The sequence below is a fragment of the Roseateles sp. genome, assembly GCF_049240545.1.
GTDB lineage: Bacteria > Pseudomonadota > Gammaproteobacteria > Burkholderiales > Burkholderiaceae_C > Paucibacter_A.
Genome location: NZ_JBMLSK010000338.1, coordinates 1 through 13,123 on the forward strand (window position 1 = coordinate 1; position 13,123 = coordinate 13,123).

The window sequence follows — 13,123 nt, forward strand, 5'->3', positions numbered from 1 at the left end:
GTATAGCGGCATGGAGCGCCGCTTATCAAAGCTGACGTCGTAATAACCGCCTGCACATTTCGACAGCTAAGTGCTTGTCGGCACTGCATTTTCTTATTGGTTGACTGTTTTTCCATACAGTATTAAATTTCACGACAAAAGCCGCGCCTGTTACAAACACTCTGACCGGTTCGCGCGGCGCCGTCAGGCGGAAGGCTGGTGCGTATGTTGCCATCAAATCATGACGTTATCTCGCCCCCCGAAAGGGGGCGAAGCTCACAGGTTTCCGGCGCAGAAGTGGGCGAGCTTTCGCCACAACATCAACGACATCAACAACAGCAGCAAGACCCGTCACCGCTGCGCCCGGTGAAGTTGCTGGATCGGCTCCGCGAGAAGATTCGCTTGCTGCACTACAGCCGCAGTACGGAGCAGGCTTATGTGTACTGGTGTCGGGCCTTCATCCGTTTTCATGGATTGCGCCACCCTCAGGACATGGGCGGAGCAGAAGTTGAGGCCTACCTGACCCACCTCGCGGCGGACCGGGGCTTAGCGCCGTCCAGCCACAGGCAGGCTTTGTCTGCCCTGCTCTTTCTGTATGGCCAGGTCTTGGGGCTGCAACTGCCCTGGATGAAGGACATTGGCCGGCCTGTGCCCAAGCGGCGTTTGCCGGTGGTCTTGAGCGTCGATGAAGTGTCGTCGGTGCTGCACGCCATGGCGGGCGAGCATCAATTGCTGGCCCAGCTTCTCTACGGCACCGGCATGCGCATTTCTGAAGGCCTGGGGCTGCGGGTCAAGGATCTGGACTTTGCCCAGGGTGCCATCTATGTGCGCCAAGGCAAAGGGGACAAAGACCGGGTGGTCATGTTGCCCAGTTCCTTGAGCCCCGCACTCCGGGATCAGTTGGCACGCGTTCGGCCCATCTGGTGGGCCGATGTGGAAGCCGGGCAAGCAGGCGTGGAATTGCCCTACGCCCTGGAGCGCAAGTACCCACGCGCGGGCAGCAGTTGGGCCTGGTTCTGGGTGTTTCCGCAAGCGCAGCTGTCCACCGATCCACGCAGTGGGGTGATTCGTCGCCACCACCTATATGCCGAGACGTTTCAGCGCGCTTTCAAAAGGGCAATCTCAGCGGCTCGCATCAGCAAGCCAGCCACACCACACACGCTGCGCCATTGCTTCGCCACCCATTTGCTACAGGCCGGCTACGACATCCGCACGGTGCAAGAACTGCTGGGGCACAGCGATGTGGCCACCACCATGATCTACACCCATGTGCTCAATCTCGGCGGCGGCGCGGTGCGCAGCCCCGTAGACCGCTTGCCAGGCTTGATGCCTGGACCGCAGCAGGAACAGGAGCGAGCGCAGGCCCAGGCGCAGGCACAAGCACAAGCACAAGCACAAGCACAAACACAAGGCCGACAGCCGCCTTGGCTGCGCTGATACGGAGGCGCGCCCCGTCGGCCGCGCCTCAGAGCTTGCGGCGACTCAGAACGCTGCAATCCCCGTCATCGCGCGGCCCAGGATCAGGGCATGGATGTCGTGCGTGCCCTCATAGGTGTTGACCACTTCGAGGTTCACCAAATGGCGGGCCACGCCGTATTCGTCCGAGATGCCGTTGCCGCCAAGCATGTCGCGGGCCATGCGGGCGATCTCCAGGCTCTTGCCGCAGCTATTGCGCTTCATGATGGAGGTGATTTCCACAGCGGCCGAGCCTTCGTCCTTCATGCGCCCCAGGCGCAAGCAGCCTTGCAGGCCCAAGGTGATTTCGGTCTGCATATCTGCCAGTTTCTTTTGCACTAACTGGTTGGCAGCCAGCGGTTTGCCGAACTGCTTGCGGTCCAAGGTGTACTGGCGCGCGGTATGCCAGCAGTCTTCGGCCGCGCCCAAGGCGCCCCAAGCAATGCCGTAGCGTGCGCTGTTCAAGCAGGTGAACGGGCCCTTCAGGCCGCGCACTTCGGGAAAAGCGTTTTCCTCCGGGCAGAACACTTCGTCCATGACGATTTCGCCGGTGATGGAGGCGCGCAAGCCCACCTTGCCATGGATGGCCGGTGCCGACAGGCCTTTCCAGCCCTTCTCCAACACAAAGCCGCGGATCTGCCCGCCGTCGTCCTTGGCCCAGACCACGAACACATCGGCCACCGGGGAGTTGGTGATCCACATCTTGGCGCCGCTCAAGACATAGCCGCCGTCCACCTTTTTGGCGCGGGTGATCATGCTGCCCGGGTCGGAGCCGTGGTTGGGCTCGGTCAGGCCAAAGCAGCCAATCCATTCGCCGCTGGCCAGCTTGGGCAGGTATTTGCGCTTGGTGGCCTCGTTGCCGAACTCATTGATCGGCACCATCACCAGCGAGCTTTGCACACTCATCATCGAGCGGTAGCCCGAGTCGATGCGCTCCACCTCGCGGGCGATCAAGCCGTAAGCGACATAGCCCAGACCCGGGCCGCCGTACTCCGGCGCAATGGTGGGGCCGAGCAGGCCGATGGCGCCCATCTCGCGGAAGATCTCCAGATCGGTACGCTCATGCCGGAAGGCCTCGCGCACCCGTGGCGCCAAGCGCTCTTGGCAATAGGCCTGGGCGGCGTCGCGGATCATGCGTTCGTCTTCGCTGAGTTGCTCGTTCAGCAGCAGCGGGTCGTCCCAGTGGAATTTGGCTTTGCTCATGGTGATGTCTCGTCTGACTTGATAAATAAATGAACCGCTGCGGGGGGTGGGGCTTGAATGGCCGTCTCAGTCGGGCACGACGGCCGTCACTTCGATCTCGACCTTGGCCCGATCTTCCATCAAGCCGGACACCACCACTGCCGCCATGGCGACACCGTACTCGGCGCCCATGACCTCGCGGTAGGCTTGGCCGACCTCGCGGCCACGCGCTTGATACTCGCGCTTGTCGAGCAGATACCAGGTCATGCGGGTCATGTGGGCCGGCGTGGCGCCGGCTTCGGCCAAGACGGCCTTGATGTTCAACAGGGTCTGGCGCACCTGGTCAATGAAGTCGTCGCTCTCAAACTGGCACTGCCCGTTCCAGCCGATTTGGCCGGCCACAAACACCTGCCGCCCACTGGCGACCACCCCATTGGCATAGCCTCGCGGCTGGGCCCAATCGGCCGGTTGCAGAACTTGTTTGAGCAGAGGGTTTGTCATACGGATACTCCTTGGGCGCGCTCCAGGGCGGCGCGCAGATCTGGCGGAAAAGCTTGCGGTTTGTGGGTGTCGAGGTTGGTGCACACCAAAACCTGCTGAAAGGCCACACGGCCATCATCGAGTTGTGCGCTGTGCGACGGCCCGTCGAAATGAAGGGTCAGCGTGAGTGAGGTGTGCCCCAGTTTCTCAATGGCCACCCGTAGGCTCAGGGTTTCGCCCATGCGGCTGATGCGTTTGAAGTCGCTGCGCAGATGCACGGTCGGCATGCCCACCCGGCGCGGCCCCAGCAGTGCGGCGTAGTTGACGCCCAAGCCCTCGGTGAACCAGTCCTCGACGAGGGCGTTCAGCATCTCAAAATAGCGCGGATAAAAGACGATGCCGGCCGGATCGCAATGGCCGAAACGCACCAACTCCTGACGCTGATAAACCCAATGGTGCATAGATTCAAACCCCCAGATAACGCTGCCAGAGCGCATGGTCGGCATCCAACTCGGCCGAAGAGCCGCGCCAGACCACATGGCCGCGCTCCAAGATGCTGTGGTGATCGGCCAGGCGGATCAAGCGGCGCACATACTTGTCCACCACCAAAATGGTTTGTCCGGCCGCACGCAGGAGGTCCAGGCAACGCCAGATTTCCTCGCGAATCAAGGGCGCCAAGCCTTCGCTGGCTTCGTCCAGAATCATCAGCCGTGGGTTGGTGACCAAGGCGCGCCCGATCGCCAGCATCTGCTGCTCGCCGCCGGACAACTGGTTGCCCATATTGGCGCTGCGCTCACGCAGGCGCGGGAACAAATCAAACACGCGCTCAACATCCCAGGGCGTTTGGCTGGCGCAGCGGTTCGCCGCAAAGGCGGTCAAATGCTCGCGGACCGACAAATTGGGAAACACCTGCCGCCCCTCGGGCACGATGGCCAGCCCCAGCCGTGCGATGCGATCGGCCGACCAGCCGCTGATGTTCTCGCCACAAAAGCGGATGCTGCCGCTGCTGGGTTTCATCCAGCCACACAGGCATCGCAAGGTGGTGCTTTTGCCCATGCCATTGCGGCCCAGCAAGGTCACCACCTCGCCGGCCTCAACGTTCAGGTCCAGCCCAAACAGGACCTGGCTGCCGTCATAGCCGGCCTGCAAATCGCGGATTTCAAGCAAGGCCGTCACAGCGCCACCTCCATTTCATCGCCCAGGTAGGCACGTTTGACCTCGGGGTGTTCGCGGATCTGCTGCGGCGTGCCGCTGGCAATCACGCGACCAAACACCAGCGTCGAGATCCGGTCGGCGAGCCGAAACACCGCCTCCATATCGTGCTCCACCAAGAGCAGGGTCAGGCCTTGCCCACCCTCACCGCTCTTCAAGCGCTGCAAGAGGGCCACCATTTTTTCCGATTCGTCCGGCCCCATGCCCGCCATCGGCTCGTCCAGCAACAAAAGACTCGGCCGCGCAGCCAGGGCCAGCCCCACCTCCAACGCACGCTGCTCACCATGGGCCAGGTCGCCAGCAATGCGCGCTGACTGAGCCGTCAGCCCCACTTGATCGACCAAGGCGTGGGCCTCCTCATAGAGCCGCGCATCGGCGCTGGCGCGTCGCCACAGGCTGGGCTGCCCAGGCCGGCGCGCCTGACAGGCCAAGACCAGGTTATCGAGCACGCTGAAACGTTTGAAGATGCTGGTGATCTGGTAAGAACGCACCAAGCCAGACTGCACCCGCGCTGCCATGCCAACACGGCTGACATCCCGCCCCTGGAACAGGATCTGGCCGGCGTCGGGCGGCAAGGCGCCGGAGATCTGATGGATCAGCGTGGTCTTGCCGGCGCCATTGGGGCCGATCAGCGCATGGATCTCGCCCGGCATCACCTCGAAGGAGGCCTCATCGGTCGCGGCCAGCGCACCAAATCGTTTGACCAATCGGTCAACCTTCAACAGCGGCTCAACCATGACGCCCCCGTCCTCGCGCAAACAAGCCCGCCAAGCCTTGCGGCACCAGCAGAACCACCGCCAGCAGCAGCAGGCCCAGGGCCATTTGCCAATGCAGGGTGTAGCCCGCCAGGAACTCCTCCAACAGCAGCAGAACGGCAGCGCCCAGCACCCCGCCCCAGAGCGTGCCCGCGCCGCCGAGGATGACCATGATCATCAACTGCCCGGACTGCGACCAATGCAAGGTATGCGGCGTGACCAGTCCATTCAGATTGGCCAGCAAAGCACCGGCCAAGCCGGCCAGCGCACCGGCCAAGACAAAGGCCTGCCACTGCACGACAAAGACGCGGCAACCGAGCGCATGCATGCGCGTCTCGTTCTCTTTGATGCCCTGCAGCAGCTGACCAAAGGGCGAGTTGATCAAGCGCGTCAGCCCCACCATCAACACACCGACCAGGGCCAGCAGCAGCCAATAGAAATGGGCATCGTTGTGCAAGCTGAGCCAAGGGGCCACCTGATTGCGGCCACTCAAGGGCAGGCCATCCTCGCCGCCATAGGTCTTCAGCGAGACGAGCAAGTAATAGAACATTTGCGCGAAGGCCAGCGTGATCATGATGAAATAGACGCCACGCGTGCGCAGGCTGACCCAGCCGATCAGGGCGGCGGCCAGCCCGCTGACCAGCATCGCCGCCGGCCAGGCAATCCAGGCCGATTGCACGCCAGCATCCATCAAAATGCCCACGGTATAAGCGCCCAGGCCCACATAGGCGGCATGCCCGAAACTGACCATGCCGCCAAATCCCAGGATCAGGTTCAGGCTGGAGGCGGCGATGGCAAAGATCAGCACGCGGCTGGCCACGCCGACATAGAACTCCATCTCCAAGGCCGCCAGCAGCGGCGGCAATGCCGCCAACACCAGCAACAAGGGCCAGGCCCAGGACTTGAGGCCGCGGTGGTGCAGCCGACTGTTTTGCTCTTGAAGCACTTGCATCGGATCTCCCCCTCAACCGCGCGCCGGGAACAAACCCTGCGGCTTCCAGAACAACACGCCGGCCATCAACACATAAATCAAGATGGCGGCCAAAGCCGGGCCCAGATTGGCCGCGACCTCGGGCGAGGCCAACTGGCGCAACAAAGCAGGCAGCAAGGTGCGGCTGCAGGTGTCGACCATGCCGACCAAGAGCGCGCCCACCAGGGCGCCGCGGATCGAGCCGATGCCGCCGATCACGATCACCACAAAGGCCAGGATCAAGATGCTCTCGCCCATGCCGACCTGCACCGCCAACAAAGGCCCGAGCAGCGAGCCCGCCAAGGCGCACAGCGCAGCACCAAAGCCAAACACTGCCGTGAACAGCCAGCGGATATTGACGCCCATGGCTGTGGCCATGTCCCGGTTCGAGGCCCCGGCCCGCACCCACATGCCGATGCGCGTGCGCGCGACCAGCACATAAAGCAAGGCCGCCACGCCCAGGCCCACCGCGATGATCAAAAGCCGATAGGCCGGATACATCAGGCCCGGCAACAACTCCACCGGCCCCGACAAGGCGGCCGGCGTGTTCAGCATCACCGGCTGCGAGCCCCATATCATGCGCACACCCTCATTGCAGATCAGGATCAGCGCGAAGGTCGCCAAAACCTGCGACAGATGATCTCGCCGATACAGGCGACGCAACAGGGTCATCTCCAGCAGCATGCCGAAGACGGCGGTACCGCACAGCGAGGCCAACACCGCCAGGCCGAAAGAGCCACTCGCCTGGAACACGGCGGCGGCCAAGTAGGCCCCCACCATATAAAGCGAGCCATGGGCCAGATTGATCATGTCCATGATGCCGAACACCAGCGTCAGGCCGGCCGCCAGCAAGAACAGCATCAGTCCGAACTGCAGGCCATTGAGCGCCTGCTCGGTGACAAGAATCCAGTCCATGTTCAGGCGTTCACTTCATCTTGCACGAGGCCGCATAGGCATCGGCATGGTTCTCAAAGATCTTGCCCAGGGTCTTGTTGGTGACCCGACCCTGCGCGTCCTTGCCGATGATGCGCAGGTAATAGTCCTGCACCGGATACTGGTTGTTGTTGAACTTGAAGCTGCCACGCACCGAGTTGAACTTGGCCGCCTTGAGCGCCTTCAGCAAGGCCGGCTTGTCCTCGATCTTGCCCTTCACGTCGCGCACGGCCGCGTCCATCAGCAGCGCCGCGTCATAGCCCTGGCTGGCATACAGCGAGGGCAAGCGGCCGTAGTCCTTCTGGAAATCGGCCACGAATTTTTTGTTGGCGGCGTTGTCCATATCGTGCGCCCAGTGCGAGCTGTTGAACATGCCCAGCATCGGCTCGCCCACCGCCTTGATCACGTCTTCATCGGCCGAGAAGCCGGGGCCAAACAAGGTGATGTCTTTGGACAGACCGGCGCCAACAAACTGCTTGATGAAGTTGATGCCCATGCCACCGGGCAAGAAGATGTACATCGCATCCGGTTTGGCCGCGCGCACCTGCGCCAGTTCGGCCGCGTAGTCGAGTTGTCCAAGCTTGGTGTAGATCTCATCGGCGACCACCGCCTTGTCGCCCTTGTAAAAGCGCTTGAAGCCCACCAGCGCATCCTTGCCGGCCGGATAGTTGGGCGCCAGCAGGACGACCTTTTTGAAGCCCTTGTCCAGCACCGTCTTGCCGACCGCTTCATGCAGGTTGTCGTTTTGCCAGGCGACGTTGAAGAAGTAGGGGTTGCACTGATCACCCGCGTACTGCGAGGGTCCGGCATTGGCGCTGATATAGGGCGTCTTGCTCTCGAACACGCTCGGCCCCACGGCCAGCATGATGTTGGAGAAGACGATGCCGGTCATGAGATCCACCCGGTCTCTCTTGATCAGGCGGTCCGAGGTCTGCTTGGCCACCTCGGGGTTTTGCTGGTCATCGGCAATCACCAGTTCGACCGGCAGGCCCCCGAATTTTCCACCGCTGTGTTTCAGCGCCAGATTGAAGCCATCACGGATGTCCACGCCCAGCCCGGCGCCGGGGCCAGACAAGGTACTGAGCATGCCGACCTTGACCTTGTCGGCCGCCATCGCGCCGCTGGCCAGCGCCACGCCAGCCGTCAACACCAAGGCCGTACTCATCATCGAACGCTTCATCGTCATGGATATCTCCAACACAGGTTTGAACATCGATCAATCAGGATGCTTGCGAGCGCAAGCGGAAACGCTGCAACTTGCCGGTCTCGGTGCGCGGCAGACTGCTACGGAACTCTAGGGCACGGGGATACTTGTAGGGCGCTATCGTCGCCTTGACGAAGTCTTGCAGTTCTCTGTGCAACTCGGGCCCGGGCGTGAAACCTTCGCGCAAAACCACCACCGCCTTGACGATCTGACCGCGTTCTTCGTCCGGCTGGCCGATCACGCCGCACTCGGCCACCGCCGGGTGCAGCAGCAGCGCCGCCTCGACCTCGGGCCCCGCGATGTTGTAGCCGCCGGAGATGATCATGTCGTCGGTGCGAGCTTGGTAGACGAAGTAGCCTTGCTCATCGACCAGATAGGCGTCGCCGGTCAGGTTCCAGCCGTTCAAGACATAGTTGCGCTGGCGCGCATCGGCCAGGTAGCGGCAGCCGGTCGGCCCTTTGACCGCCAACCGTCCCACCTGCCCCGCAGGCAAGACCTGACCCTGCTCGTCCAGCACACAAGCCCGGTATCCGCGCACCGGCACGCCGGTGGCACCCGGCTTGGCATGGGCCTCGTCGTGTGAGATGAAGATGTGCAGCAGTTCGGTGGCGCCAATGCCGTCAATCAGCTCGATGCCGGTGGCTTCTTTCCAGAGCTGGCGGGTGGCGGCCGGCAAGGCCTCACCGGCGCTGACGCATTTGCGCAAGCTGCTCAAATCATGGTTCCCCACCTGCGGCGCCATGGCCCGGTAGGAGGTGGGTGCGGTGAACATCACGCTGGCGCCAAAGCGGGCTATTGCCGGCAACAAGGCCTCGGGCGAGGCCTTTTCCAACAAGACGGTGGACGCGCCTACCGTCATCGGGAACAGCAGCAAGCCGCCCAGCCCGAAGGTGAAGGCCAGCGGCGGGCTGCCGATGAAGACATCGTCAGGCTGCGGGCGCAGCATCTGTGGCGGCCAGCAGCGGCAGATGGCCATCACATCGCGGTGAAAGTGCATGGTGCCCTTGGGCGCACCGGTGGTGCCCGAGGTGAAGGCAATCAGGCAGCAGTCATCGGCGGCGGTATCCACATTGGCGAAGACCTCGCTGTGGCGCGCCGCGCGGGCCTCCAAGCCGTCTTCAGCCTCCGAGTGAAAGTAGCAAACGCTGCGCAGCTGCGGGCATTGCGCCTGCGCCAGCTGCAACTCTTCCGCCAAACGGTGATCGCACAGCGCATGACTGATCTGCGCTTTGGCTATGACTTGCTGCAGTTCCTTGGCGCGCAGCAGCGGCATGGTGGCCACCGCCACCGCGCCGACCTTTTGCACCGCAAACCAGCAGGCCGCCATCTCCGCCGTGTTGGCGCCGCGCAGCAAGACGCGGTTGCCACTGACCAGGCCCAGGTCCTGCACCAGCACATGGGCGATGCGATTGGCCTGGCGCTGCAGCTCGGCATAAGTCCAGCGCAGCCCGTCCGCGCCTTGCAGGCACAGGCGCTCGCCCTGCCCTTGCTCGACCCAGCGGTCCAGCAGCTCGGTGGCGCAGTTGAGTCGCTCGGGGAACTGCAGCTCCGGCAGCTCAAAGATCAGCTCGGGCCACAGCTCGGGCGCAGGCAGGTGGTCGCGGGTGAAGGTGTCGAGATGGGCAGAGGCAATCATTTCAACAAATCCCTTCCGATGATCAGTTGCTGCACCTCGCTGGCACCTTCGTAGATGCGCAAGGCGCGAATCTCGCGGTAGAGCGACTCCACCACCTCGCCGCTTTGCACGCCGCGGCCGCCGAAAAGCTGCACCGCCGAGTCAATCACCCGCTGCGCGCCCTCGGTGGCCATCAGCTTGGCCATCGCCGCCTCGCGGGTCACGTTCTGGCCTTGGTCGCGTTGCCAAGCGGCGCGGTAAACCAACAAGGCCGATGAATCCACGCTGCAAGCCATATCGGCCAGCTTGGCCTGGGTCAGCGGCAGCTCGGCCAAGGTGCAGCCAAACATGGCCCGGCTCTTGGCCTGCTGCAAGCCTTCTTGCAGCGCTCGGCGCGCGAAGCCCAAGGCCGCTGCGGCGACCGAGGTGCGGAAGATGTCCAGCGTGCGCATCGCCAGCTTGAAGCCCTCGCCGGGCGCGCCAATCATCTGGCTCTTGGCGACACGGCAGTTGTTGAAACGCAGCCGGGCCAACGGATGCGGGGCAATCACTTGGATGCGTTCGGCGATCTCAAAGCCGGGCAGCTCCGCGTCGACGATAAAGGCCGAGATGCCCCTTGAACCCGGAGCCTCCCCCGTACGCGCAAAGACAATGTAGAAGTCCGCAATGCCGCCGTTGGAGATCCAGGTCTTTTCGCCATTCAAGACATAGTCGTCACCGTCAAGCACCGCGCTGCACTGCATGGCCGCCACGTCCGAGCCGGCCTGGGGCTCTGACAAGGCGAATGCCGCCAGAGCCTCGCCACGCGCCACGCGAGGCAGATAACGCTGACGTTGTGCGTCAGTGCCAGCCAAGGAAATAGCGCCGGAGCCCAGGCCCTGCATCGCAAAAGCAAAGTCCGCCAGCCCGTTGTAGCGCGCCAGCGTTTCCCGGAGGATGCAAATGGCACGGGTGTCGATCACCTCGGCCGCGCCGCCCAAGGCCGCGCCCGCAATCGCATGCTTCAGCCAGCCGCCCTGCCCCAAGGCCTTGACCAGGGACTTGCACTCCGCATCCACATCGTCGCCATGGCCGCTGTGCAGATACTCGCTGCACCAGGCCTCCAGTTGCAGCGCCAACTCACGGTGGCGGTCTTCAAAGAACGGCCATTCCAAATGCTTCAGCGGATTCATGCTCAATCTCCCTTGAACTCGGGCCGCTGCTTGGCCACAAAGGCCTGGTAGGCGCGGTGAAAGTCCTGCGTCATCATGCAAATGGCCTGGGCCTGGGCTTCGGCTTCGATGGCCTCGTCCACGCCCATGGCCCATTCCTGATGCAGCATCTTCTTGGTCATCGCATGGGCGAAGCTGGGGCCGCTGGCGATTTGCTGCGCCCAGGCCACCGCCTCGCCCAGCAGTTCCTCGGGCTCGGCCAGGCGATTGAAGAAGCCCCAGTTCAAGCCCTCCTCGCCGCCCAGACTGCGTCCGCTGTAAAGCAGATCGGAGGCGCGCCCCTGGCCGATGATGCGAGGCAGGATGGAGCAAGCGCCCATATCGCAGCCCGCCAAGCCGACGCGGGTGAACAAGAACGCCGTCTTGGAGCGCGCCGTGCCCACTCGCAAATCGGAGGCCATGGCCATGATGGCCCCCGCCCCGGCGCACACGCCGTCCACCGCAGCAATCAAGGGCTGCGGGCAGGCCCGCATCGCCTTGACCAGATCGCCCGTCATGCGGGTGAAGGCCAAAAGATCGGGCATGGACATCTGCGTCAGCGGGCCGATGATTTCATGCACATCGCCGCCCGAGCAGAAATTGCCACCGGCGCCTTGCAGCACGATGGCGCGCACCTCGTCCACATAGCTCAAGCGCCGGAACAGATCGCGCAGCTCGGCATAGGATTCAAAGGTCAAGGGGTTCTTGCGCTCCGGGCGGTTCAGCGTGATGACGCCGACTTGCCCTTCCACCTGCCAGCCGAAATGCTGCGGGGCAAAGCCTTGCAGGCTTTGTCGATTGCCCTCAAGCAGATGGGGGCTGATGCCTTGGGGATTCATCACACAAACTCCTTGTTCAATGGGCGGGCCGCACGAGGCGCCCGCACGGTTTTTTTGCTGGCCGGCGGGTCGGACTCCAGGCCGCTCAAATGGCTTTTCAAACCGGCCAGGAGGCCGTAAACCTGGGTCTTCTCGTCCGGGCTCCAGCCCTCCAGCAACTCGATCACCCATTGCTCATGGGTGGCCGCCATGCGCTTGAACAAGCGCTTGCCGGCCGGCGTCAACTTGACCGTGTAGGAGCGCCGGTCGCTGGGGTGGGCCTCGCGCAGCACCAGGCCTTCGGACTCCAGCTGATCGGTGATGCCGGTGATATTGCCGCCGGTCACCATCAAGCGCTTGGACAGCTCGCGCATGCTCAGGCCCTGCGGCGCACGCTCCAATTGGGCCAGCAAATCAAAGCGCGGCAAGGTGGTGGCGAAGTCCTGGCTCAAGCGCTTGCGGATCACGCCTTCCACCCGATTGGTGCAGGCCAGCAGGCGCAGCCAAAGACGCAGAGCCTGGTGGTCTTCCGCCAGCGCGCGGGATTCGAGGTCCAAGCCCATCAGCTCAGTTCCCCGCCGCAAATCGAAATTGCCTGCCCGTTCATGGCCGCGCTGTCGGGCCGCGCCAGCCACAGCACAGCGTCGGCCACTTCTTGCGGCTGCACCAGCCGCCCCTGCGGGTTGCTGGCGGCCAGCTCTGCGCGCGCCAGCTCGGCGCTGCGGCCAGTCTTGGCCATGATGTTGGCAATCGCACGGTCCACAATCTCGGTCTCGGTGTAGCCGGGGCAAACGGCATTCACCGTGATGCCCTTCTTGGCCACCTCCTGCGCCAAAGCTCTGGTCATGCCCACCACCCCATGCTTGGCCGCGCAATAAGCGGCCACATAGGCATAACCGGTCAGGCCAGCGGTGCTTGCCACATTGATGATGCGCCCAAAGCCGCGCTCGCTCATGCCGGCCAGCACTTCGCGAGAGCACAAGAAAGTGCCGGTCAGATTGACGTTCAGCATGCGCTGCCACAGGTCCAGCGAGGTCTTGGCCAACGGCGCGGTCTCGGCCTGACCGGCGTTGTTAACCAGGATGTCCACCTTGGCCCGAGCCGCAAACGCGGACTTCACGCTGGCCTCGTCACTCACATCCAGTTCGCAGCAATCGATCACACCGAGCGGCATCAAGGCCGCCACCTGCCCCTGCAAACGCTCCAGATTGCGGCCCATCACCGTCACCGAGGCGCCGGCCTCCAAAAGCGCGCGGGCCACCGCCGCGCCAATGCCGCTGCCGCCGCCGGTCACCACCGCATGCAGGCCTTGCAGGTTCAGAGATTTCAC

General features: G+C 63.4%; 13 protein-coding genes and 1 pseudogene. 1 reads left to right on the top strand and 13 read right to left on the bottom strand.

Annotated elements, in window-relative coordinates; translation table 11 throughout:
- Positions 1 to 276 precede the first annotated feature (276 nt).
- Positions 277 to 1,305: pseudogene (locus tag ACOVRJ_RS21110) on the top strand (integron integrase); the annotation flags it as partial.
- 156 nt (positions 1,306 to 1,461) lie between these two features.
- On the opposite strand, the gene ACOVRJ_RS21115 reads toward ACOVRJ_RS21110, so the two are convergent.
- The 13 genes from ACOVRJ_RS21115 to ACOVRJ_RS21175 all read right to left on the bottom strand — a co-directional run bounded on the left by ACOVRJ_RS21115 (position 1,462) and on the right by ACOVRJ_RS21175 (position 13,123).
- Positions 1,462 to 2,637, bottom strand: coding sequence for an acyl-CoA dehydrogenase (locus ACOVRJ_RS21115; RefSeq protein ID WP_422045790.1), 1,176 nt, complete (start codon positions 2,635 to 2,637; stop codon positions 1,462 to 1,464).
- 66 nt (positions 2,638 to 2,703) lie between these two features.
- On the bottom strand, positions 2,704 to 3,117 hold the full coding sequence (locus ACOVRJ_RS21120; RefSeq protein ID WP_422045791.1) for a RidA family protein: 414 nt from the start codon (positions 3,115 to 3,117) through the stop codon (positions 2,704 to 2,706).
- Entirely contained in the window at positions 3,114 to 3,557 is a 444-nt protein-coding gene (locus tag ACOVRJ_RS21125) for an acyl-CoA thioesterase (protein WP_422045792.1), read from the bottom strand. Before ACOVRJ_RS21125 ends, ACOVRJ_RS21120 begins: the two co-directional genes overlap by 4 nt.
- Positions 3,558 to 3,561: 4 nt before the next feature.
- Positions 3,562 to 4,263, bottom strand: coding sequence for an ABC transporter ATP-binding protein (locus tag ACOVRJ_RS21130; RefSeq protein WP_422045822.1), 702 nt, complete (start codon positions 4,261 to 4,263; stop codon positions 3,562 to 3,564).
- A 5-nt stretch (positions 4,264 to 4,268) separates the two neighbouring features.
- Positions 4,269 to 5,045: an ABC transporter ATP-binding protein gene (locus ACOVRJ_RS21135; protein ID WP_422045793.1), complete on the bottom strand. Its 777-nt coding sequence runs from the start codon at positions 5,043 to 5,045 to the stop codon at positions 4,269 to 4,271.
- A complete protein-coding gene (locus ACOVRJ_RS21140; protein ID WP_422045794.1) occupies positions 5,038 to 6,015 on the bottom strand; it encodes a branched-chain amino acid ABC transporter permease in 978 nt (325 codons plus the stop codon). Before ACOVRJ_RS21140 ends, ACOVRJ_RS21135 begins: the two co-directional genes overlap by 8 nt.
- Before the next feature lie 12 nt (positions 6,016 to 6,027).
- Positions 6,028 to 6,948 carry a branched-chain amino acid ABC transporter permease gene (locus ACOVRJ_RS21145; RefSeq protein ID WP_422045795.1) on the bottom strand — a complete coding sequence of 307 codons (921 nt, stop codon included), beginning with the start codon at positions 6,946 to 6,948 and terminating at the stop codon, positions 6,028 to 6,030.
- A gap of 10 nt (positions 6,949 to 6,958) precedes the next feature.
- Entirely contained in the window at positions 6,959 to 8,152 is a 1,194-nt protein-coding gene (locus ACOVRJ_RS21150) for an ABC transporter substrate-binding protein (protein WP_422045796.1), read from the bottom strand.
- 34 nt (positions 8,153 to 8,186) lie between these two features.
- The gene (locus ACOVRJ_RS21155; RefSeq protein WP_422045797.1) at positions 8,187 to 9,806 is read right to left on the bottom strand and encodes an AMP-binding protein; all 1,620 of its coding nucleotides are present in this window, start codon (positions 9,804 to 9,806) and stop codon (positions 8,187 to 8,189) included.
- Entirely contained in the window at positions 9,803 to 10,957 is a 1,155-nt protein-coding gene (locus ACOVRJ_RS21160) for an acyl-CoA dehydrogenase family protein (RefSeq protein WP_422045798.1), read from the bottom strand. The genes ACOVRJ_RS21155 and ACOVRJ_RS21160 overlap by 4 nt, the downstream gene beginning before the upstream one ends.
- A gap of 2 nt (positions 10,958 to 10,959) precedes the next feature.
- A complete protein-coding gene (locus tag ACOVRJ_RS21165; RefSeq protein WP_422045799.1) occupies positions 10,960 to 11,814 on the bottom strand; it encodes an enoyl-CoA hydratase family protein in 855 nt (284 codons plus the stop codon).
- Positions 11,814 to 12,356, bottom strand: a complete 543-nt coding sequence (locus ACOVRJ_RS21170; protein WP_422045800.1) for a MarR family winged helix-turn-helix transcriptional regulator — start codon at positions 12,354 to 12,356, stop codon at positions 11,814 to 11,816. Before ACOVRJ_RS21170 ends, ACOVRJ_RS21165 begins: the two co-directional genes overlap by 1 nt.
- On the bottom strand, positions 12,356 to 13,123 hold the full coding sequence (locus tag ACOVRJ_RS21175; protein WP_422045801.1) for an SDR family NAD(P)-dependent oxidoreductase: 768 nt from the start codon (positions 13,121 to 13,123) through the stop codon (positions 12,356 to 12,358). Before ACOVRJ_RS21175 ends, ACOVRJ_RS21170 begins: the two co-directional genes overlap by 1 nt.

What these genes read in the sequence shown, in the direction of transcription:
- ACOVRJ_RS21115 (WP_422045790.1), bottom strand. Translation starts at nt 2,637, where the DNA reads ATGAGCAAAGCCAAATTCCACTGGGACGACCCGCTGCTGCTGAACGAG.
- ACOVRJ_RS21120 (WP_422045791.1), bottom strand. Translation starts at nt 3,117, where the DNA reads ATGACAAACCCTCTGCTCAAACAAGTTCTGCAACCGGCCGATTGGGCC.
- ACOVRJ_RS21125 (WP_422045792.1), bottom strand. Translation starts at nt 3,557, where the DNA reads ATGCACCATTGGGTTTATCAGCGTCAGGAGTTGGTGCGTTTCGGCCAT.
- ACOVRJ_RS21135 (WP_422045793.1), bottom strand. Translation starts at nt 5,045, where the DNA reads ATGGTTGAGCCGCTGTTGAAGGTTGACCGATTGGTCAAACGATTTGGT.
- ACOVRJ_RS21140 (WP_422045794.1), bottom strand. Translation starts at nt 6,015, where the DNA reads ATGCAAGTGCTTCAAGAGCAAAACAGTCGGCTGCACCACCGCGGCCTC.
- ACOVRJ_RS21145 (WP_422045795.1), bottom strand. Translation starts at nt 6,948, where the DNA reads ATGGACTGGATTCTTGTCACCGAGCAGGCGCTCAATGGCCTGCAGTTC.
- ACOVRJ_RS21150 (WP_422045796.1), bottom strand. Translation starts at nt 8,152, where the DNA reads ATGACGATGAAGCGTTCGATGATGAGTACGGCCTTGGTGTTGACGGCT.
- ACOVRJ_RS21155 (WP_422045797.1), bottom strand. Translation starts at nt 9,806, where the DNA reads ATGATTGCCTCTGCCCATCTCGACACCTTCACCCGCGACCACCTGCCT.
- ACOVRJ_RS21160 (WP_422045798.1), bottom strand. Translation starts at nt 10,957, where the DNA reads ATGAATCCGCTGAAGCATTTGGAATGGCCGTTCTTTGAAGACCGCCAC.
- ACOVRJ_RS21165 (WP_422045799.1), bottom strand. Translation starts at nt 11,814, where the DNA reads ATGAATCCCCAAGGCATCAGCCCCCATCTGCTTGAGGGCAATCGACAA.
- ACOVRJ_RS21170 (WP_422045800.1), bottom strand. Translation starts at nt 12,356, where the DNA reads ATGGGCTTGGACCTCGAATCCCGCGCGCTGGCGGAAGACCACCAGGCT.